Source organism: Streptococcus mitis (assembly GCF_003942685.1).
Lineage (GTDB): Bacteria > Bacillota > Bacilli > Lactobacillales > Streptococcaceae > Streptococcus > Streptococcus mitis_CD.
This window is the reverse complement of record NZ_RJNR01000020.1, coordinates 1-20,201: the sequence shown is the minus strand read 5'-3', so window position 1 is coordinate 20,201 and position 20,201 is coordinate 1. Positions and strand designations below refer to the sequence as shown.

At 38.5% G+C, this 20,201-nt stretch carries 20 protein-coding genes and 1 pseudogene; 4 read left to right on the top strand and 17 right to left on the bottom strand.

Annotated features, from left to right (window positions below; all coding sequences use genetic code 11):
* The 3 genes and pseudogenes from adcAII to D8855_RS09645 form a co-directional block, all read right to left on the bottom strand.
* Nucleotides 1-423 (bottom strand): annotated as a pseudogene (gene adcAII, locus D8855_RS09655) (zinc-binding lipoprotein AdcAII); the annotation flags it as partial.
* Nucleotides 424-565: 142 nt separating this feature from the next.
* Nucleotides 566-2,299, bottom strand: a complete 1,734-nt coding sequence (gene ptsP, locus D8855_RS09650) for a phosphoenolpyruvate--protein phosphotransferase (protein WP_004254499.1) — start codon at nucleotides 2,297-2,299, stop codon at nucleotides 566-568.
* Nucleotides 2,300-2,304: 5 nt separating this feature from the next.
* Entirely contained in the window at nucleotides 2,305-2,568 is a 264-nt protein-coding gene (locus tag D8855_RS09645) for a phosphocarrier protein HPr (protein WP_000146947.1), read from the bottom strand.
* 350 nt (nucleotides 2,569-2,918) lie between these two features.
* On the opposite strand from D8855_RS09645, the gene nrdH reads away from it, so the two are divergent.
* From nrdH to D8855_RS09625, 4 genes are all read left to right on the top strand, one after another.
* Nucleotides 2,919-3,137 (top strand): glutaredoxin-like protein NrdH, encoded by a 219-nt coding sequence (gene nrdH / locus D8855_RS09640; RefSeq protein WP_000259240.1) that lies wholly within the window; start codon nucleotides 2,919-2,921, stop codon nucleotides 3,135-3,137.
* Between the two features lie 80 nt (nucleotides 3,138-3,217).
* Nucleotides 3,218-5,377: a class 1b ribonucleoside-diphosphate reductase subunit alpha gene (nrdE, locus tag D8855_RS09635; protein ID WP_125417145.1), complete on the top strand. Its 2,160-nt coding sequence runs from the start codon at nucleotides 3,218-3,220 to the stop codon at nucleotides 5,375-5,377.
* 192 nt (nucleotides 5,378-5,569) lie between these two features.
* Nucleotides 5,570-6,532 carry a class 1b ribonucleoside-diphosphate reductase subunit beta gene (nrdF, locus tag D8855_RS09630; protein ID WP_000451364.1) on the top strand — a complete coding sequence of 321 codons (963 nt, stop codon included), beginning with the start codon at nucleotides 5,570-5,572 and terminating at the stop codon, nucleotides 6,530-6,532.
* A 142-nt stretch (nucleotides 6,533-6,674) separates the two neighbouring features.
* Nucleotides 6,675-7,442 carry a DeoR/GlpR family DNA-binding transcription regulator gene (locus tag D8855_RS09625; protein ID WP_125417144.1) on the top strand — a complete coding sequence of 256 codons (768 nt, stop codon included), beginning with the start codon at nucleotides 6,675-6,677 and terminating at the stop codon, nucleotides 7,440-7,442.
* 104 nt (nucleotides 7,443-7,546) lie between these two features.
* Here the strand turns inward: D8855_RS09625 and D8855_RS09620 are convergent, their stop codons facing one another.
* From D8855_RS09620 to D8855_RS09555, 14 genes are all read right to left on the bottom strand, one after another.
* The gene (locus tag D8855_RS09620) at nucleotides 7,547-7,804 is read right to left on the bottom strand and encodes a DUF3884 family protein (RefSeq protein ID WP_125417143.1); all 258 of its coding nucleotides are present in this window, start codon (nucleotides 7,802-7,804) and stop codon (nucleotides 7,547-7,549) included.
* Nucleotides 7,805-7,845: 41 nt separating this feature from the next.
* Nucleotides 7,846-9,252, bottom strand: a complete 1,407-nt coding sequence (gene lacG, locus D8855_RS09615) for a 6-phospho-beta-galactosidase (protein WP_125417142.1) — start codon at nucleotides 9,250-9,252, stop codon at nucleotides 7,846-7,848.
* Between the two features lie 338 nt (nucleotides 9,253-9,590).
* Nucleotides 9,591-11,282: a lactose-specific PTS transporter subunit EIIC gene (locus D8855_RS09610; RefSeq protein ID WP_045611530.1), complete on the bottom strand. Its 1,692-nt coding sequence runs from the start codon at nucleotides 11,280-11,282 to the stop codon at nucleotides 9,591-9,593.
* Nucleotides 11,282-11,599 carry a PTS lactose/cellobiose transporter subunit IIA gene (locus D8855_RS09605; protein WP_049543586.1) on the bottom strand — a complete coding sequence of 106 codons (318 nt, stop codon included), beginning with the start codon at nucleotides 11,597-11,599 and terminating at the stop codon, nucleotides 11,282-11,284. Before D8855_RS09605 ends, D8855_RS09610 begins: the two co-directional genes overlap by 1 nt.
* A 35-nt stretch (nucleotides 11,600-11,634) precedes the next feature.
* Nucleotides 11,635-12,471: a PRD domain-containing protein gene (locus D8855_RS09600; protein ID WP_125417141.1), complete on the bottom strand. Its 837-nt coding sequence runs from the start codon at nucleotides 12,469-12,471 to the stop codon at nucleotides 11,635-11,637.
* Between the two features lie 234 nt (nucleotides 12,472-12,705).
* Entirely contained in the window at nucleotides 12,706-13,686 is a 981-nt protein-coding gene (lacD, locus tag D8855_RS09595; RefSeq protein WP_001229114.1) for a tagatose-bisphosphate aldolase, read from the bottom strand.
* A gap of 1 nt (nucleotide 13,687) precedes the next feature.
* Entirely contained in the window at nucleotides 13,688-14,617 is a 930-nt protein-coding gene (locus D8855_RS09590; protein WP_125417140.1) for a tagatose-6-phosphate kinase, read from the bottom strand.
* 10 nt (nucleotides 14,618-14,627) lie between these two features.
* The gene (gene lacB / locus D8855_RS09585) at nucleotides 14,628-15,143 is read right to left on the bottom strand and encodes a galactose-6-phosphate isomerase subunit LacB (protein WP_125417139.1); all 516 of its coding nucleotides are present in this window, start codon (nucleotides 15,141-15,143) and stop codon (nucleotides 14,628-14,630) included.
* Between the two features lie 148 nt (nucleotides 15,144-15,291).
* Nucleotides 15,292-15,717, bottom strand: a complete 426-nt coding sequence (lacA, locus tag D8855_RS09580) for a galactose-6-phosphate isomerase subunit LacA (protein ID WP_125386551.1) — start codon at nucleotides 15,715-15,717, stop codon at nucleotides 15,292-15,294.
* Between the two features lie 291 nt (nucleotides 15,718-16,008).
* The gene (locus D8855_RS09575) at nucleotides 16,009-16,905 is read right to left on the bottom strand and encodes an aldose 1-epimerase family protein (RefSeq protein WP_125417138.1); all 897 of its coding nucleotides are present in this window, start codon (nucleotides 16,903-16,905) and stop codon (nucleotides 16,009-16,011) included.
* A gap of 100 nt (nucleotides 16,906-17,005) precedes the next feature.
* A complete protein-coding gene (locus tag D8855_RS09570; protein WP_125417137.1) occupies nucleotides 17,006-18,481 on the bottom strand; it encodes a PTS galactitol transporter subunit IIC in 1,476 nt (491 codons plus the stop codon).
* 48 nt (nucleotides 18,482-18,529) lie between these two features.
* The gene (locus D8855_RS09565; RefSeq protein WP_000590547.1) at nucleotides 18,530-18,835 is read right to left on the bottom strand and encodes a PTS sugar transporter subunit IIB; all 306 of its coding nucleotides are present in this window, start codon (nucleotides 18,833-18,835) and stop codon (nucleotides 18,530-18,532) included.
* Nucleotides 18,836-18,873: 38 nt separating this feature from the next.
* The gene (locus tag D8855_RS09560; protein ID WP_000521974.1) at nucleotides 18,874-19,350 is read right to left on the bottom strand and encodes a PTS sugar transporter subunit IIA; all 477 of its coding nucleotides are present in this window, start codon (nucleotides 19,348-19,350) and stop codon (nucleotides 18,874-18,876) included.
* A 208-nt stretch (nucleotides 19,351-19,558) separates the two neighbouring features.
* Nucleotides 19,559-20,170 carry a hypothetical protein gene (locus D8855_RS09555; RefSeq protein ID WP_125417136.1) on the bottom strand — a complete coding sequence of 204 codons (612 nt, stop codon included), beginning with the start codon at nucleotides 20,168-20,170 and terminating at the stop codon, nucleotides 19,559-19,561.
* Nucleotides 20,171-20,201 lie beyond the last annotated feature (31 nt).

Below are 20,201 nucleotides of genomic sequence, written 5' to 3'. Positions count from 1 at the left end.
GTGAGGATCATAAAGCGTTTTTTCATCAACACCATCACCTGCTTCCACATCTTCTAGACCAGGGACACGATCCAATGTCATTCCTTCTGAAGCCTCTAAAACTTTAACTTTGGATTTTTTTAGATTGGGATCCAGACTTCCTGCCCAAGATTCAAGTGTATGCGAATGGTAAACAAAGACATCTGCATCATAGATGGCTGCGATATCATTTGCTGAAGGTTCAAAGGAGTGAATTCCGCTACTTGACTGGATCATTCGAACATCATTCAAGTCACCAGATACTTCCTTGACCATGGCATAGATAGGATAAAAACTAGTCACAATTTTCACCCCTTTACCTGACTGGCTCTCCTTCTGCCCACAAGCAGCTAAACACAAAAGAAAGACACTTAACAACACTAAAAACAAATTTTGTTTCTTCATAAAAACTCCTTAACTAGTTATTTAACTAGTTAATATTCTACTCCGATTTTTTTTATTGTCAAGCATTTTATGAACTAGTTAATAGATTTTATGATTTTAAACTATAAAAAAACCTTGCAACTTAGTTGCAAGGACTTTTCGATTAATCAAAGTTAACGTATTCTTTTTGAAGTTCAAGAACTTCTTCCATTGTTGAACACTCTGTAAGGGCACGGTTTGCGTACTCTTCCATCTTAGCAGTATCCAATTTCTTCATCAAGCTACGTGTACGAAGGACAGATGTTGCTGACATAGAGAACTCATCCAAGCCCATTCCGACAAGAAGTGGAACAGCTTTTTGGTCACCAGCCATTTCACCACACATACCAGCCCATTTACCTTCAGCGTGAGCTGCCTTGATAACGTTGTTGATCAAGCGAAGGATTGATGGGTTATATGGTTGGTAAAGGTATGAAACTTGTTCGTTCATACGGTCTGCTGCCATTGAGTATTGGATCAAGTCGTTTGTACCAATTGACATGAAGTCTACTTCTTTTGCAAATTGGTCTGCAAGCATCGCTGCTGCAGGGATTTCAATCATGATACCAACTTGGATGTCATCCGCAACTGCAACACCTTCAGCAAGAAGGTTTGCTTTTTCTTCTTCATAAACTGCTTTAGCTGCACGGAATTCTTTCAAAAGAGCAACCATTGGGAACATGATACGCAATTGACCATGAACAGAAGCACGAAGAAGGGCACGGATTTGTGTACGGAACATTGCATCTCCAGTTTCAGAAATAGAGATACGAAGGGCACGGAATCCAAGGAATGGGTTCATTTCGTGTGGCATATCGAAGTAAGGAAGTTCCTTATCTCCACCAATATCCATTGTACGAACAACCACTGGTTTACCATTCATTCCCTCAAGAACAGCCTTGTATGCTTCATACTGCTCATCTTCAGTTGGGAAGTCTTGAGAATCCATGTACAAGAACTCTGTACGGTAAAGTCCAACAGCTTCTGCACCGTTGTTGTTAACACCTTCAACGTCTTTTGGAGTACCGATGTTAGCTGCCAACTCGAAGTGTTTACCGTCAGCAGTTACTGTTTGAGCATCTTTCAAAAGTGCCCATTCAGCTTTTTGTTTAGCATAAGCTTCACCAGCTGCTTTAAATTCTGCCGCTTGTTCATCTGTTGGGTTGATAATCACTTCACCAGTAATTCCGTTAACGGCAAGGATATCACCGTCTTTCACTACTTCAGTGATGTTATTTGTTCCCAATACAGCTGCAATTTCAAGTGTACGTGCCATGATAGCTGAGTGGCTTGTACGTCCACCGATGTTTGTTACAAAAGCTTTTACAAAGTTTTTGTCCAATTGAGCTGTATCAGATGGTGTCAAGTCATGCGCAATCACAATTACTTCTTCATTGATAGAAGCTGGGTTTGGCAATTTCTTACCAAGAAGGTTTGCCAATACACGTTTAGTCACGTCGCGGATATCCGCTGCACGTTCTTGCATATATGGGTTGTCTTCCATGCCTTCAAAGATAGTGATGAACATGTCAGTCACTTCTTTAAGACCTGCTTCTGCATTGACTTTCTTAGCACGGATTGTTTCTTTAATCTGACCAATCAATTCTGGGTCAGCAAGAACCATCAAATGAGCGTCAAAAACTTGAGCCGCTTCTTCACCAAGCGTACCTACAGCTTTCTCACGGATAAGAGAAAGCTCGTTTTGAGAAGCTTCAAGAGCTACATCCAAACGAGCCTCTTCTGCGTTTGTATCTTCGACTGAAACAGTATCGAATGACAAATCCGGTTGAACGAGTAGATATGCTTTTGCAACGGCAACACCATCAGATGCTGCGATTCCTTTAAGCATTTCTGTCATTTTCCTTATGCCAATCCTTCTTTTTCCATTGTTTCTGAGATTGCAGCGATAGCATCATCTGCATCTGCACCTTCAGCTGAGATAGTTACGTCAGCACCTTGGCCAACACCAAGACTCATAACACCCATGATTGATTTAAGGTTAACTGATTTACCTTTGTACTCAAGAGTGATATCTGAAGCAAATTTGCTTGCAGTTTGTACCAACAATGTTGCTGGACGTGCGTGAATACCTGTTTCTGCCACTACGTGGAAATCTTTAGAAGCCATAGTTTGACTCTCCTTTTGTTCTTTCTTTTTTGAGTTATATGTGATAACCCTTACAATTTGGTATTATATCATCTTCTAGGATTTTTTTCAAGCATTTTATGGGATTTATTCGATTTCCTTTCAGATAACTTGCTGAAAATCTTCTATTTTAGATAACAAAACACAGGATATAGTTTTTCAAAAAACAACTTATAGGATAATTATCACTATTTCACAAAGCAAACACTACATATTGTGTTTTGTAGGCTTGAGCAGAAAAACAGACCACTATATTTAGTTTTAAATCATTGACAAAAATTTATTTTCTGATATACTAAGAAAGTAATCTATTTTGAAAGAGGAGTTACACAATGGTAACCGTTTATTCTAAAAACAACTGTGTCCAATGTAAGATGACCAAACGTTTCTTGGACAGTAATAATGTCGCTTATCGTGAAATCAATCTTGATGAGCAACCTGAGTACATCGATCAAGTTAAAGAGCTCGGTTTCAGCGCAGCTCCTGTTATCCAAACACCAACTGAAGTCTTTTCAGGTTTCCAACCAGGAAAGTTGAAACAATTAGCATAATCTTAGTACATCATCCAGAAGAAACTGCTTCTAGGGCTAACTTAGAAGCCTTTCTTTTGTAATTAGATAAGGGAAATTTTATGGGATTAAAACATCTTGAAGACGTGACTTACTTCCGTCTCAACAACGAAATCAACCGTCCTGTCAATGGACAAATCATGCTTCATAAAGATAAGGAAGCCTTGGATGCCTTCTTTAAAGAAAATGTAGTTCCAAACACTATGGTTTTTGATTCAATCAAAGATAAAATCAACTACCTCATTGAACACAACTACATCGAAACAGCCTTTATCAAGAAATACCGTCCAGAATTTTTGGAAGAATTAGCTCAATTTATCAAAGATCAAAACTTCCAATTCAAGTCTTTCATGGCTGCCTATAAGTTTTACAATCAATATGCCTTAAAGACTAATGACGGTGAATATTATCTTGAAAGCATGGAAGACCGCGTCTTCTTTAACGCCCTTTATTTCGCTGATGGCAATGAGGCTGTTGCAATCGATATTGCCAATGAAATCATCCACCAACGCTACCAACCTGCTACTCCTTCCTTCTTGAATGCTGGACGTGCTCGCCGTGGGGAGTTAGTATCTTGCTTCCTAATCCAAGTAACTGATGATATGAACTCTATCGGACGTTCTATCAACTCGGCCCTTCAACTTTCACGTATTGGCGGAGGGGTTGGAATTACCCTCAGTAACCTCCGTGAAGCAGGTGCTCCTATAAAAGGTTATGAGGGAGCAGCTTCAGGTGTTGTTCCAGTTATGAAACTATTTGAAGACAGTTTCTCTTACTCTAACCAACTTGGTCAACGTCAAGGCGCTGGTGTTGTCTACCTCAACGTCTTCCACCCAGATATCATCGCCTTCCTTTCCACTAAGAAAGAAAACGCCGATGAAAAAGTTCGTGTTAAGACCCTTTCACTTGGTGTTGTGGTGCCCGATAAATTCTACGAATTAGCACGTAAAAATGAAGAAATGTACCTCTTCAGCCCTTATTCTGTAGAGCTTGAATACGGTGTGCCATTTAACTACATCGATATCACTGAGAAATACGATGAATTGGTCGCAAATCCAAACATCCGCAAGACAAAAATCAAGGCGCGTGATTTGGAAACTGAAATCTCTAAATTGCAACAAGAGTCTGGCTACCCTTATGTTGTCAACATCGACACGGCTAACCGTGCAAATCCTGTTGATGGTAAAATTATCATGAGTAACTTGTGTTCTGAGATTCTTCAAGTCCAAGAACCGAGCTTGATCAACGATGCTCAAGAATTCCTTCAAATGGGAACAGATGTTTCATGTAACCTTGGTTCAACCAACGTGGTTAACATGATGACTTCACCTGACTTTGGTCGTTCTATCCGTGCTATGGTTCGTGCCCTTACTTTCGTCACAGATAGTTCACACATCGTAGCTGTCCCTACTATCGACCATGGAAATAGCCAAGCTCATACCTTTGGTCTTGGTGCAATGGGACTTCACAGCTACCTTGCCCAACAATTGATTGAATATGGATCGCCTGAGTCTGTTGAATTTACAAGCATCTACTTCATGCTCATGAACTACTGGACTTTAGTTGAGTCAAACAATATTGCGCGTGAACGTGGTATCACCTTCTACAACTTTGAAAAATCAGATTATGCTAATGGAAGCTACTTTGACAAGTATGTGACTGGCGAGTTTGTTCCAACATCAGACCGTGTTAAAGAACTTTTCAAAGATGTCTTTATCCCAAGTGCTGCTGATTGGGCTGAACTTCGCGACAAGGTTCAAGCAGATGGTCTTTACCACCAAAACCGTCTTGCTGTAGCGCCAAATGGTTCTATCAGTTACATCAACGATGTTTCTGCTTCTATCCACCCGATTACGCAACGTATTGAAGAACGTCAAGAAAAGAAAATCGGTAAAATCTACTATCCTGCTGCTGGCTTGTCAACAGAAACCATTCCTTACTACACTTCTGCTTACGACATGGATATGCGTAAGGTAATCGATGTTTACGCTGCTGCGACTGAGCACGTGGACCAAGGACTTTCACTCACCCTCTTCATGCGTAGTGACATTCCAAAAGGACTTTACGAATGGAAGAAAGAAAACAAACAAACGACACGTGACTTGTCTATCCTTCGTAACTATGCCTTTAACAAGGGTATCAAGTCTATCTACTACGTCCGTACCTTTACAGATGATGGTGGAGAAGTCGGTGCCAACCAATGTGAAAGTTGTGTGATTTAATCTTTGCTTGAGGAAACTACATTTTCTCAGATAAGTATTCATTCACCCTGCTAAACTAAACTGGAATAAGCATCTATACTATGAAAAACTAAAAAGTCGGTCCTCCGACTTTTTGTGCGATACTCCTCTAGAATTATGATAAAATAGAAATAATTGTGAGTTCGCAATACTAAACACAGAAAGAGATTTCAAATGGAAACTTACTACAAAGCCATTAACTGGAATGCCATCGAAGATGTCATCGACAAATCAACTTGGGAAAAACTGACGGAGCAATTCTGGCTTGATACACGTATTCCCTTATCAAATGACTTGGATGACTGGAGAAAGTTATCAAACAAGGAAAAAGACCTGGTCGGTAAAGTCTTTGGTGGATTAACTCTCTTGGATACCATGCAATCTGAAACTGGGGTTCAAGCCCTTCGCGCAGACATCCGTACACCACATGAAGAAGCTGTTTTCAATAACATCCAATTTATGGAATCTGTCCATGCAAAATCTTATTCATCAATCTTTTCTACCTTGAATACAAAGGCTGAGATTGAAGAAATTTTTGAATGGACCAATACCAATCCTTACCTACAAAAGAAGGCTGAGATTGTCAACGAAATCTACCTAAACGGTAGCCCACTTGAAAAGAAAGTTGCCAGCGTCTTCCTTGAAACCTTCCTCTTCTACTCTGGTTTCTTCACTCCCCTCTACTATCTCGGTAACAACAAACTAGCCAACGTTGCGGAAATCATCAAACTGATTATTCGTGATGAGTCTGTTCACGGAACCTACATCGGATATAAATTCCAACTCGGTTTCAATGAATTGCCTGAAGAAGAGCAAGAAAAACTCAAAGAATGGATGTACGACTTGCTCTATACTCTTTACGAGAATGAAGAAGGCTATACAGAAAGCCTCTATGACGGTGTTGGTTGGACGGAAGAAGTCAAAACCTTCCTTCGCTACAATGCTAACAAGGCGCTCATGAACCTGGGACAAGATCCACTCTTCCCAGACTCAGCTGATGATGTCAACCCAATCGTTATGAACGGTATTTCAACAGGTACTTCCAACCACGACTTCTTCTCTCAAGTCGGAAATGGTTACCTTCTTGGTGAAGTTGAAGCCATGCAAGACGATGACTACAACTACGGTTTGGACTAATTCAATTGTCCCATAACTGATAACAAATATCATGGTTTGTTTAAAACAACCATGATATTTTTGTTTTTGTTTTCTTTTGTTTTTTAAATTGATTGATTGCATACTTTATGATAAAATAGTAATAGAAATAGAGGTGATAACGATGTTAAAGCAGGAAAAACTAGATAATATTCTAGAAACAGTAAATACAAAGGGAACTATTACTGTAAAAGAAATCATGACTCGCTTGGATGTGTCAGATATGACTGCTAGACGATACTTACAAGAGTTAGCCGACAAGGATTTACTTGTTCGGGTGCACGGGGGAGCTGAAAAAATTCGCACAGGTTCTATTTTAAATAATGAACGTTCCAATATTGAAAAACAAAGCTTACAAATCGCAGAAAAACAAGAAATCAGCCGTTTTGCAGGCCATTTAATTGATGAGGGGGAGACCATTTTTATCGGCCCAGGTACAACCTTGGAATCTTTTGCCCGTGAACTTCCAATTGATAATATTCGTGTTGTAACAAACAGTTTACCAGTCTTTCTCATCCTAAACGAACGAAAACTAACAGATTTGATTTTAATCGGTGGAAACTATCGCTCTATCACTGGAGCCTTTGTGGGAACACTAACCTTACAAAACCTAGCCAATCTCCAATTTTCTAAAGCCTTCGTTAGCTGTAATGGTATTAAGGACAATTCGATTGCGACCTTCAGCGAAGAGGAAGGTGAATCCCAACGCATCGCTCTCAACAATTCCAATAAAAAATACTTACTAGCTGACCATAGTAAGTTCAATAAATTTGATTTCTATACCTTCTACAATATCTCTGATATTGATACCATCGTTTCAGACTCTAAACTGAGCAAAGAAACCTTTGACCAACTTTCAAAACAAACAAAAATTATTCTTTCTAAACCATAAAACTGAGGATTGATAAAATATAAAATGCGTCATATCAAGAAAATAAAAATCTTGATATGACGCATTTTTTGATGAAGATTTTTACAAAGAATTTCCTAGATTTTTTATGATTGTTGAAACGGCATAAAATCTGAATCAAAGGAGATATTATCCCGTTCTTCAGGACTGATAAAATTTAAAAAGATATTTTTAAATTCTTCTAGCTCATAGTCTGAATGGCAAATCCATTCTTTACCGGAAGAGACATACCATTTCCCAAGATTTTTCAGCTCCTCATTAGTCAAACAAGGTATTTGAGAACATTTATCAAAATTGATAATATAAACTTTTTCATAAATTGATTGGATAAAATCTTTGAACATCTTTTTCCTCACTAGAATTCTATATCTAATTACTCATTCTACTACTCAATCACTTGAGTTTCCGCTACTTTCTTGTACCAGTGAGCTGATTTCTTAGGATAACGTTCTTGAGTTTCAAAGTCTACATAGAAGAGACCGTAACGTTTTTCATAACCGTTTGACCATGAGAAGACGTCCATCAATGACCAAATGAAGTAACCTTTTACATTCGCTCCATCTGCAATAGCATCAGACAAGACCTCTAAGTGTTGTTTGACATAATCAATACGACCATCATCGTAAACAGTATTATCAACGAACTCATCTTTATATCCAAGACCATTTTCAGTGATGTAAATCTTATTGTAGTTCGGATAATCTTTCTTCACACGAATGATTTGGTCATACAGACCTTGAGGGTATATAATCCAATCCCAATCCGTACGTGGTACATAGTCAGGAGCTACACGACGACCAACACCTTTGATTTGGTATTTAGAGCTTCCTTTTTCACCTTTACCATTATGGATAATTTCAGTTTCTCCATCAAAGGATTCCATCCAGTCACTCATATAGTAATTAATTCCAAGGAAGTCATTCAAGTCTTTTGCAGCTTCTAATGCTGTAAAATCTTCTTCACGAAGATCCAAGCTACCACCATTGACTGATAAGATATGGTTGACACCTTCCATCGTTTCAGCTGAATAGCGACCTAGATAAGTTGCATCCAAGATAAATTTATTGTGAATAATATCTTCCAACTCAGCTGCACGAACATCTGCTTGATTTTTAGGATCTAAAGGATACTTGGTTGGCAGTGCGTGAACAACCCCAATTTCACCTTTATAGCCTTTCTCTTTGTACAATTTTACCGCACGTGCATGAGACACCATCATATTGTGGTGCGATTGGAAGACTTTGGCAAGATCGTACTGAATACCTGGAGGGAATTTACCAACCAAGTATTGACCATCACCGATTGGTCCAATTTCATTGAATGTTGTCCAATAGTTTACTTCTGGAAATTCTTCAAAACAGAAAGCCGCGTAGTCTACAAAGTGTTCAATGTTTTCACGGTTTAAGAAGTCTCCATTTGAGTGGAGAGCTTCTGGCGTATCAAAGTGATGAAGAGTTACAAAGGGCTCAACATGACGTTTGTGGCACTCTGCAAATAGATTATGATAAAACTCAACACCTTTAGCATTTACTTGACCGTAACCGGTTGGGAAAATACGTGACCAAGCAATAGAAATTCGAATACCATTGACACCATACTCTTCTGCTAGCTTGAGGTCAACTGGATATCGATTGTAAAAATCACTGGCTGGTTCTGCAGTGTACCAGTAGTTATCTTCAAGATATTTATCCCAAGCTACTGGTCCTTTACCATCAGTATGTGTAGCACCTTCTGCTTGATAAGCAGCTGTTGCGCCACCAAAAATAAAGTCTTTTGGTAATGTTTTTGTCATTTTTTTCACCTATTTCTTGATTTAAATAAAGTAAAAGTGAGAGGAGAGGAGTCAGTGAGCCATCCTTCTCCATCTCACTTCTTGTACCAAGTCACCGAATTGTGACATGAGGAGGTAAAAACAATATCTTTTTACCGACGAATTAACAAGGCGATTAGGAAATTCGCCATAGCGATTTCCGTAACGATAGGAGACTATTTCAGAGTCCCTATTATTAATCGAATTGTGACATGAGGAGGTAAAAACGATATCTTTTTACCAACGAATTAACAAGGCGATTAGGAAATTCGCCATAGCGATTTCCGTAACGATAGGAGACTGTTTTATAGTCCCTATCGTTAATCGAATTGAGCTTGTACGAATGCAAGAGCACCTTTTCCATCACGAGTTAATTTGATGTATTGAGCGCCTTCTGTCTTGGCAAGTTTAATACCAAGTTTATCTGTTTCTGCTTTCATATCTTCAAAGTTTGAAGCAACTTGAGGGGCAAGGATAACTAGATCAAACTCTGGTAACATTTCACGGTGAGCACCATAGCCACCTGCTGCTGCTTTCACAGGGACATTGTATTCTGCTGCTGCCTTATTCAAAGCATTCGCAAGGAGACCACTTGTCCCTCCACCTGCACAGAGAACGAGGACATTTGTTTCTTCAGTGATGGTATTTTGTGCTGCATCGACACCCGCTTTTTCAAGAATAGCATCCGCTTTTGCAGTGTTGAAGTTTGCAGCAACTTTGTCTTTCAATTCATCATTAGATTTACCTGAACGCTCTTCTTCAAGAATTTGTTCATCATATACTTTAAGGAATGGGTAGTAAATGACTACGTCAACCACAATTAGAAGAGCAGCAAGAATGAATGATAGAACTTGGAAGTTCGTACCAAGAACTAGACCCAGTGGAGCTGGAGTTGTCCATGGTAGATTAGCAGTAAATGAGTTCATTCCAAGAGTTTCAATAAAGAATTTAAAGATCCATACGTTTGCAATTGGAGCAAAGATAAATGGAATGAAGAAGATTGGGTTCAATACAAGTGGTGCACCAAACAAGATTGGTTCATTTACACCAAAGAATGTTGGAACTACTGAAGCACGTCCGATTGCACGGTTACGTTTTGATTTTGTTAACCACATGAACATGAAAGGAACAACTAGTGTCGCACCTGTACCACCCATGGTAACGATAAACATTTGTGTACCAGAAGTAAGAATCTTGTCGGCGTGCATACCTTGTTGGAGAAGGTTCAAGTTGACTTCGGCATTGGCATAGGTAATTGCTGCGATAGCAGGTTCAACAATAGATGGACCGTGAATCCCAACAAACCAGAAGAAGGCAAAAGCACCAAAGATAATGGTAATACCAAGATAGCCATCAGCTGCAGAGAATAATGGTGCAAAGAATTTACCGATTGATTCTGCCACACTTGCACCAACAAAATGACGTGCTAATAAGTCAAGAGCATAAAGAGAAACAACAGATAGAGTGAATGGAATCACATCTTTAAAGACTTGTGAGATATTTGGTGGAACTTCGTCAGGCATACGAATAGTGACGTTGTTCTTAACACAAACCTTATAGATTGCTACAGTAACAAAGGCAGCAAGGAAGGCTGAAAGCAAACCTTTTGTCCCCAAGAATCCAGTAGCAAGACCATTTTCGATAGGATCAGCTGCCAACATCAACAAACCAACAATCGCTGCTAACAGTGTTGACATATAGTTGATTTGATTGGTTTTCTCCATGCTACGGTTTACTGAGTCGGTCAATGACTTAGCTGTTGTACCAGCTACCAAGAGAGCCAGAATACCCATAGAATAGCTATAAGGTTTCATCAGAAATGCTACAACTTCATCAGACCATTTAAAGCCCCATGAGTTTGGTACAAAGGCGATTAAGATAAAGATACTTGAGAAGAGAATAACAGGCATACCTGCAATGAAACCATCACGAATAGCACGAAGATAGATATTACGAGATAGTTTCTCAAAGAAAGGTTTTCCTTTCTCAATAAATGCAATTAGTTTATTCATTATTTAACTCCTCTCTTATAAAGTTCGATTAAGTGGTGCATCAAATCTTTTAACAAGACAGTTGTCATCAAGTGGTCTTGGCCATGCATCATGGTCACACTATACGCTAAGTCCTCACCAGAAGCTTCCTTAGTCAATAGACTTGTTTGAGCATGGTGAGCCTCTGCGATACAGCTGCCAGCTTCCTCAACTAGGTTATCGGCTTTTGTAAAATCGCCAGCTTCAGCAGCTTTCAAGGCTTCCAATAGTTTTGAACGAGCATCGCCAGCATAGGCTACGATTTCAAAACCTAACAATGTTACTTCTTCTCTATTCATGATAGAATTCTCCTTATATAGTTTTAAATAAATTTTTATGACAATAAACGTTGGATATGTAGAACTAGATAAACTCGTTCACTTTTATACAAATCAAGACCCGTATATTCCGTAATCACATCATAGATCTTGGAACCAATCTCGAACGCTTTTGGATAGGATCGTTTGATGTGGTCTTCCATATCCAGAAGTGATTGGTTATCATCTCTAGATCTGTCTAAATAATCCAAGAAATAATTCAAATGAATCATAAAACGATCATAGAAATGATTATTCTCTTTGGTTCGTTGAATTTCATAACCCTTTAGCACTTCTTCAACATTCCTGAGAATTTCTTTCCTCTTATCAATCGACTCCACAAGTTCCACTTCATTTTCACCTTCGGCATTAATGAAATGATAAGCAATCCGAATAATTTCGTCCTCAGGAAAATGATCTGCTAGCTTCTGGCGGTAAATTTCAAATGCTTCATTTGCGATTTGAAAAGCGACAGGATACTTAGTGGAAATATCTGGCAGATTACTATCCTTGTACCTTCCTTGTGCTAGAGCTTGGTAGGAACAGTAAATATGATCTGTCAAGGTTACGTAGAGATACTCTTGAATCGGATAATGATATTTCTTTGATAGCTTATCAATGATTTCATAAGTCACTGTGATAAAATCAAGCGGAACATCTTTGAGGAGAGCCATAAAGTTTTCCCTGGACTCTTCGGTCTTCATCCGAAAGATTTTCTCAACCTGATGTTCAGCAATCAAATCCCCTTTCTTCTTTCCAAATGCAATCCCCTTACCAATCACAATCACTTCTTCTCCTTTATCATTTCTGACAAGCGAGACATTGTGATTCATTGGATTTAGAATTCGATACATGTCAACCTCCTTTTATATCTTAAAGGTATATGAGTACAAAAAATGACCACAAATGAACTAGAAAATCAGCCGATTTCTAATTCACCTGTGATCATGCCTAATATTACTTAGTAACACTCACCTTGTATTAACTTGTGATTTAAGTATAGCACAAGTAAGTTATTTTGTAAACCTTTACATAAAACTTTTTTTAAAATTTTTTTAGATTCATGTTCCTAACCTAGGAGGACTTGCTTACACGCGTTCTTTCCATGAAGTCGCTGTTGTTTGAAGAACTTTATTGAGCTCATCAATGTTTTCAAAACCAGTTGTGCGAAGCCATTCGCGAGCTGCTGCTTCACCATCTTTGATGTATGCTTCAACTGATCCAGCCCATGTAGCACGGCCACAAAGAACTCCGTTAAAGTTTGCACCTGATTCATGAGCAAATACAAGAGTATCTTGGAAAAGTTTAGCTGATACACCAGCACTCAAGTAGATGTAAGGCAAGTTAGTTGCTTCATCTTGAGCTTTGAAGAAGGCTGCTGCTTCTTCACGTGTATAAACTACTTCACCTTCAGCGAAGCCTTCAACATATTTAATGTTAACAGGAACTTCTACTTTCAAGACATCAATGTTAAAGCGTGGGTCTGAGAAGACTTTCATAGCGCCGATAACTTTGTGTGGTTTTACTTTAGCGTATTCTACAGAACCTGCGTCAGCAATTTTTTCATCGTAAGCAAGGATTTCAAGGAAGAATGGGATATCTTCAGCCACACATTCAGAACCGATACGTTCGATGTAAGCTTGTTTTTCTTGGTTGAGTTCGTCTGAGCTATCTACATCATAGTAAAGCAAGAATTTAACTGCATCTGCACCTTCTTCTTTAATACGTTTTGCAGACCAAACATCCAAGCAGTCTGGCAAGCGTTTTGTGCTTGTTGTGTCATAACCTGTTTTTTCATAAGCAAGGAGAAGACCAGCTTTTTCATCAAGAGCTTTAGTTGCTGGAAGTCCATATTCAGGATCAAGAAGCATAGATGAAGCGTATTTAGTCAATTCATCTGCTACCAAGACTTTCAGTTCTTCCATTTGAGCCACAGTTGGTTCTTCTGTTTGGTGTTGAGCCATGAGGCGTTTCAAAGCACCACGTTGGTCAAATGCAAGAGCTGAGATGATACCATTTTCATCAGAAAGTTTTTCTAAGCGTGCACGTTTTTGTTCTGTTAAAGCCATTTTATACCTCTTTTACTATTAATTGATCATATAGAGCTTGATAGTTGGCCATGTTGACATGACCAGTCATTTTTTCTTGAGCATTGAGCATACCAAGGACATTTGCCTTGATGAGTAATTCTGCATCCGATTCTTTATGAAGTAAACCTGAAGAAATTCCAGCAACTGTAGAATCTCCAGATCCAACAGGATTGACCACCTGAATTCTAGGAATATCTACCTTGTAGAAAGTGTCACCATGTTTGGCAAAGGCACCGTTGGCACCAAGTGAAACGATAATCCATTCAATACCTGCAAACAAAGGTTCTTGAAGAACTTCTTTTAATTCATCCAAATCCTCAGAAACTTCTCTTCCAAGAAGCTGAGATAATTCCTCATTATTTGGTTTGATGACTGTTGGTTTATGTGTTGATTCAAGAACCGCCTGAAGTGCTGCACCAGAGCAGTCCAAGACAACAGGCTTGCCAGCGTGATTAGCAAGTTCTACCAAGCTCGCATAGTAATCAACTGGAAGGCCAGCTGGTAGACTACCTGAGATAGCTACTACTTCAACTGACTCCAAGAGTTTTTTGAAATGTTCCAAAAAGTCTTGACCTTCCTGTTCCAATACTTCAGGACCTTTTTCAAGAACTTCTGTTTGGTTATCTCCGTGAAGAATAGCGATACAGTTACGAGTTTCTCCCTGAATTGAGAAGAAATCTTTCTTTACTTGATCATCGATATTTTCAACCAAAAACTCACCAAGTTTGCCACCCACTAAACCAGTAGCAAGAACAGAATCCCCAAATTCTGAAAGTACTCGGGTAACATTGAGTCCCTTACCACCAGCCGTTTTGGTTACATCCACCACACGATTGACAGTATCAATCTTCAACTCATCCAAGGGATAGGAAATATCAATGGATGGGTTCATTGTGACTGTTAAAATCATATGTCACCTCTTAGTCGTGGTATTCTCCGCGATCCCATTTTTCAAGGAATTCAGTGAAGAAGTTTGCGTCTGTTTGTTGAGCATTGTGACTTTCAAGGTGTTCAATTTTCGCAATCAATTTTTTGTTTTCTTCAGATGGTTTGTATTCAGCATGGATGAAAGCTTCAATGATATCACACATGAGCAATTCTCCAGTAATCTTACCACCAAAACCGATAACATTGGCATTCAATTGTTCTTTAGCATAAAGGGCTGTTGTCATATCACGAACCAAGGCAGAACGGACACCTGGAACTTTATTTACAGCGTTGTTGATACCAACACCAGTACCACATATACATACTCCAAGATCAGCTTGACCACTAGTTACAGCTTCCCCTACTTTTTTACCAAAGATTGGGTAGTGAGTACGTGTATGGTCATAAGTACCAAAGTCAATGACTTCATATCCTTTTGATTTNAAAAATTCTNAAACCGCCATTTTTTCATCTGTTACGATGTGATCACATCCAATTGCAATTCTCATTAGTTATTCCCTCCGATTAATTATATAAATCTAATATCATTTATCCTTACTCAAGAAAAATCAAGATTAGCTTAGGAAGCGAGCTGCGAGCATAACTGAGGTTAGCTAAAGTGAGCTGACGACAGATTATCTTGATTTTTGAAGCGTATTAGCACATTTTGTTCAACATGTCGACACGAATTTGGTGACGTCCACCATCGTATTTACCGTTAACAAATCCTTTAGCGATGTTTTTAGCCAATTCATCACCGACAAGTTGTGCACCCATAGTGATCATACGTGAGTTGTTGTGTCCACGAGTCATATAAGCTGAACGTTCGTCAGATACTTCTGCAGCAACCATTCCTTTGATTTTAGTTGCAACCATGAATGGACCAGCTCCATAAGCATCAATCACGATACCAAGGTTTTGTTCTTCTTTGTTTACTTCTGCAGCAACAGCAAGAGTCACATCAACAAAGTCTTGACCTTCAGCTGTAACATCCACAACGTGGAAGTTTTCTTTTTCCAAGAAGTCTTTCACAACTTCTTTCAATCTCAAACCTGCAGTATCTGCACCGATAACAATAGACATATTCTATACTCCTTTTTATTTTTCTAGGCTAGTAAAACCTTTTATAGTTAGCAGTTGACCTACAAAAGGCTTTCTAGCAGTTTATTGACAAATTGGATTGAATGAGATGAATGACACCTTATTCAAGTTTAGGAAATCAGTTTCCTATAAATAATCTTTCTCCACGCAAGAGAATATAACAATCGATTGTTTGTTTGTTACAAACATCATTTGTTGCTTACAAACATAATATACTCCTATTTCTTGAAAAAGTCAACAGTTAATGTTTGTTTTTGTGTTTTATTTTTCAATCTAAAAAATTTCGATGTCAAAACCAATTTGATCCACTTGACCAGGTTCTAGAAGACGAACATTCTTCTTATCTTCTAGACGATCTCCTTCTTCAAGGGATGTAGACAAGCCAGACCATGGTTCAAAAGCAATGAAAGGTCCCTTATTCAAAGTTGACCAGATAATGAGGTTTGGAAACTCTGCAAAGTGCACTTTCAATCCCTTATCATGTTTACGAGAACGAAGAGCAATTGTTCTAGATTGCAATTCATCTAAGGTGACTGCATCTGTACTGAAAAGATCATAGCTGAGGTCTAATTCTTTTTGACCTTCTAGCCATGGACTTCTATCTTGAAAATCAAGCATACCTGTTTCTGGGAAAGGACGTGGAACAGAGCAAGTCTCTTCTTTTTCAAACTCTAGATAATAATCTTCATAGACTTCATCATCAAGCAGAGGACAATTAAATCCTGGATGTCCACCAATAAAGTAAGGCATGACCTTGCTAATTTCTTTATTAAATATTTTGTATTGAGTCCGTACTGTCTTTCCAGTAAGGATATAAGTGATTTCTAAGCGGAAATGATAAGGGTAGTTCTGATAGCTATTCTCATCGTCTTCAATTGCAAAAGTTACACTATTATCTGTCTGTTCAACTAATTCAAATTCTTTCTTACGAACCAAACCATGACGAGGAATCTTTCCTTTGATTTCTTGTCCATTATCATCTATATAAAGTGCTGTATCCTCTCTCAATGAACCACAAATGGGGAAGAGAACAGGAGCTTGTCCACTCCAATAAGTAGCATCTCCTTGCCACAAATACTCAACTCCCTCGGCATCTTTTATAGAAGAAAGAGCCCCACCAAAACTGTTAAATTCAACTCTTAATTGTTCTGATTTTAATTCAATTACCATTATTTTCTCCGATTTCTTGATAGTTTATAAAAAACTAGGCTGTCACTCCTAATGGATGTCGACAACCTAGCTTTAACAATTTACATTTTATAGGAGCGCATTATTTTGCTTTTGCTGCGTACTCTTCGTTACGTTTGATCATTTGTTTTCTGTACCATGCAAAGATACCGATATAGAACACAAGGAAGACTACCGCACCAAGGATTGCTTTGATATCACCAGTTGTAGTGTTACCAATTGTCCAACCAAGAAGTTTTTCGATTGGTCCTTCAAGAGTTGAGTGAGTAATCAATTGAGTTTCACTCACACCTGCTGGGAAGGCACCTACACCTTTAGCAAGTTCTGTTGCAAATGGTGCGATAAGTGTACCTGAAAGAAGGAAGAGTGGCAACAAGAGTGTTCCGAAAATAATCATACGGAGCAATTTACCACGTGTTACAACCAAGAGAGCTGGAGTAACACCCATAGCGATGATACCTGCAAGTGGCAAGATACCATTTCCGACGTTTGAAAGAAGCACAGCTTCAACCAACATGATTGGTGCAAGTACGTTTGCACAAGCCCAAACTTCAGCACGACCAGCGATGAAAGGCCAGTCAAGACCGATGTTGAATTTACGTCCTTGAAGACGTTTAGTAGCAACGTTTGTAATACCTTGTGAAAGTGGCTCTACGGCAGCGATGAACCATGAACCGATAAGTGAGAAGAGTTCCAAAGACACACCAGCTGTCAAACCAAGAGACAACCAACCTTTAATAACTAATTGCCAGTTTGCTGCATCTTCTACGCCAGCAACTGGATGTGGAGTACCCATCAAACCGATAACGATACCAAGGATGAAACCGATGAAGAATTTAGATCCCCAGAAACCGATTTTCTTGTTCAATTTAGCAGCATCAAAGTCATATTTATCAAGACCTGGGAAGAATTTTTCAAAAATCTTATCCAAAACCATGATAACTGGGTTCATCATGTAGTTCATGTGAGTTGAAGTCATTGGTGATGAACTTGGTGCGTTAAGAAGGTCATCAAATGTAGGTTTCATCAAATCAGAGTTGATGATTTTAAGAACACCTACAAGGACAACTGCTGCAGTGGCGATGAAGAGTGAAACCCCTTGGCTTACACCGTTGTTGTCTGCATACCATTTAATCAAAAGACCTGTGATAGACAAGTGCCAGATATCGAAGATATCAACGTCAAGTGTATCAGTTTTCTTCATAGCAAGCATCACTACGTTGACAATCAACATGATGAGCAAGAAGTAAAGTGTCCAAGCAGATCCCCAAGTGATTGTAGCAAGTGGTGCCCAACCAACGTCAGTGATGTTCAATTGAATACCAGTATTTTCAACGAATTTTGCAAGTGATGCTGAGAAAGCACCATTCAGCATACCGATGATAGCACCGATACCAGTAAGAGCGATGGCAAGTTTGATACCACCTTCAAGCGCTTTGGAGAATTTCACTCCAAAAAGTAGAGCCAATACTGTCAAAATGATCAGCATGATGATCGGTCCACCCATATCCAAGATAGGTTTGAAGATATCGTTGGCCAGTTTGATAATGACATCCATAATAGTTCCTCCCGTTTTTTATGTTATATGAATGTTAACAAATTTAAATTAGCTTAATCCGTGTTCTTTGATAGCTGCTTCAATATTGTCAAATACTGGAGCACTCATAGCTGGGATACGGAATAAGATTGGTCCAGCTTCGATAACTGGAATACCTGGATCAAAACCAAGGTCTGTCGCAGCAATTGGTGTGAAGATATCATAGCCTTTGATAAGGTCTTCATTAACGTCTTTGACCATAACTGCATCACAGTGAACATCAAAACCGCGGTTTGAAAGTTCTTCTTCAAGAGCACTTTTAATTTGGTGGCTTGAGTTAACACCTGCACCGCAGGCAGCAAGAATTTTAATCATATGGATTTCCTCCGATTTAATATTTTTAATAGACAAGATTAAGCGATTGCTTCAGCGATATAAGCATAAAGGGCTTCTGGTTCAGAAATTTTTGATAGGTCTTCAAGATGACCATTTCCAGTAAAGAAGTCCATCAACTGAGCAAGAATGTTTGTTTGACTTGAACTTGAGTTATTAATGATAAAGAAGAGTAAGGATACTTCTACTTCCTTATCTGGCGCAATCATATTGTGGAAAGTCACTGGTTTTTCTAATCGAACCACCACAACTTTTTCAGCTAGATTATGAACAATATCAGTATGAGGAATAGCCACATTCGGCAAATCCTTACCTAAAAATTCCATATCTAAGCCAGTTGGAAATGACTTTTCACGCGTGATCAAGGCTTCACGATAGGTTGGAGTTACGATTTCTCGTTCTTCCAATAAAGTTGCAACCTGATCAAAGAGATGTTCTTGATTATCCGCTTCTAAGCAAAACACAAGGTTTTTGTCAAAGAAATGATCTAATCCCATAAGGTTTTCCCTTCTTTCCATTAACTTTATGCTATAAGTATAACACTATATGAAATCGTTGTCAATATTTTTTGTTGTTTTTTGTCCTTTTTTTGATTATTTTGTTTATTTTTTATCTTTATAAGCAAAACAAACATTTAAAACAAACATTTAAAACGGTTTTTAATGACTTAAACAAAAAAACAGGATACCAATCCTGCTTTAATAATTATTTTTGAATTGTCCAACTCTCTTCAATCATGGGAAGTAGATTTTTTAATGTTTCTGGAGTCCCTTCTAAAGCAACATATCTGAACTTACCATCACTAGATTTAAAAATCCATGTAATGATGTATTTTCCAGACTTAGAAATTGCGTTAACTACATAGGCTTCATAACCTCCAATAGTTGACTTAGAACCCCATACTTTAGTGAATTCTGGATTACTTTCTTTTGAAGTAAAAATACCATCAGAAATACGAACTGTTTCAAGTTTTTGAAATTCATTATCAGAAATACCAAATTGTTCTGCTTTAAAAGTATTCAAAGTGACAATATTGACATCCGTACCGTCTGAATATTGAATATCATTGCCTCCCTGTACTTCATTGAACTTAATCCAAGACTTTGGTACTTTAACGAACCCATACTCATCAGAACCAATCACTTGACTTTCTTCTGAATTCTGTGTGCTACGAAGAGTGTTTGAATTAGTTGAATCTTGACTAGTTGAAGAGCTAGTTGTTTTACTTGAATTTCCTTGAGTTTGAGCTTGATTTGAACATGCCACTAACGTGACACTTGTAAGCAAAATAGATGCTAAAAGTAAAATTTTTTTCATAATAACCTCCATATGTTACTCTACCATAAAT

What these genes read in the sequence shown, in the direction of transcription:
- D8855_RS09565 (WP_000590547.1), bottom strand. Translation starts at nt 18,835, where the DNA reads ATGATTAAAATTCTTGCTGCCTGCGGTGCAGGTGTTAACTCAAGCCAC.
- nrdE (WP_125417145.1), top strand. Translation starts at nt 3,218, where the DNA reads ATGGGATTAAAACATCTTGAAGACGTGACTTACTTCCGTCTCAACAAC.
- nrdH (WP_000259240.1), top strand. Translation starts at nt 2,919, where the DNA reads ATGGTAACCGTTTATTCTAAAAACAACTGTGTCCAATGTAAGATGACC.
- D8855_RS09610 (WP_045611530.1), bottom strand. Translation starts at nt 11,282, where the DNA reads ATGAATAAACTAATTGCATTTATTGAGAAAGGAAAACCTTTCTTTGAG.
- lacG (WP_125417142.1), bottom strand. Translation starts at nt 9,252, where the DNA reads ATGACAAAAACATTACCAAAAGACTTTATTTTTGGTGGCGCAACAGCT.
- D8855_RS09645 (WP_000146947.1), bottom strand. Translation starts at nt 2,568, where the DNA reads ATGGCTTCTAAAGATTTCCACGTAGTGGCAGAAACAGGTATTCACGCA.
- D8855_RS09590 (WP_125417140.1), bottom strand. Translation starts at nt 14,617, where the DNA reads ATGATTTTAACAGTCACAATGAACCCATCCATTGATATTTCCTATCCC.
- D8855_RS09575 (WP_125417138.1), bottom strand. Translation starts at nt 16,905, where the DNA reads ATGGTAATTGAATTAAAATCAGAACAATTAAGAGTTGAATTTAACAGT.
- D8855_RS09600 (WP_125417141.1), bottom strand. Translation starts at nt 12,471, where the DNA reads ATGTATCGAATTCTAAATCCAATGAATCACAATGTCTCGCTTGTCAGA.
- D8855_RS09560 (WP_000521974.1), bottom strand. Translation starts at nt 19,350, where the DNA reads ATGGGATTAGATCATTTCTTTGACAAAAACCTTGTGTTTTGCTTAGAA.
- nrdF (WP_000451364.1), top strand. Translation starts at nt 5,570, where the DNA reads ATGGAAACTTACTACAAAGCCATTAACTGGAATGCCATCGAAGATGTC.
- lacD (WP_001229114.1), bottom strand. Translation starts at nt 13,686, where the DNA reads ATGGCTTTAACAGAACAAAAACGTGCACGCTTAGAAAAACTTTCTGAT.
- D8855_RS09570 (WP_125417137.1), bottom strand. Translation starts at nt 18,481, where the DNA reads ATGGATGTCATTATCAAACTGGCCAACGATATCTTCAAACCTATCTTG.
- D8855_RS09625 (WP_125417144.1), top strand. Translation starts at nt 6,675, where the DNA reads ATGTTAAAGCAGGAAAAACTAGATAATATTCTAGAAACAGTAAATACA.
- D8855_RS09605 (WP_049543586.1), bottom strand. Translation starts at nt 11,599, where the DNA reads ATGAATAGAGAAGAAGTAACATTGTTAGGTTTTGAAATCGTAGCCTAT.
- D8855_RS09555 (WP_125417136.1), bottom strand. Translation starts at nt 20,170, where the DNA reads ATGAAAAAAATTTTACTTTTAGCATCTATTTTGCTTACAAGTGTCACG.
- ptsP (WP_004254499.1), bottom strand. Translation starts at nt 2,299, where the DNA reads ATGACAGAAATGCTTAAAGGAATCGCAGCATCTGATGGTGTTGCCGTT.
- D8855_RS09620 (WP_125417143.1), bottom strand. Translation starts at nt 7,804, where the DNA reads ATGTTCAAAGATTTTATCCAATCAATTTATGAAAAAGTTTATATTATC.
- lacA (WP_125386551.1), bottom strand. Translation starts at nt 15,717, where the DNA reads ATGTCTATTGTTATCGGTGCAGATACTGCAGGTTTGAGATTGAAAGAA.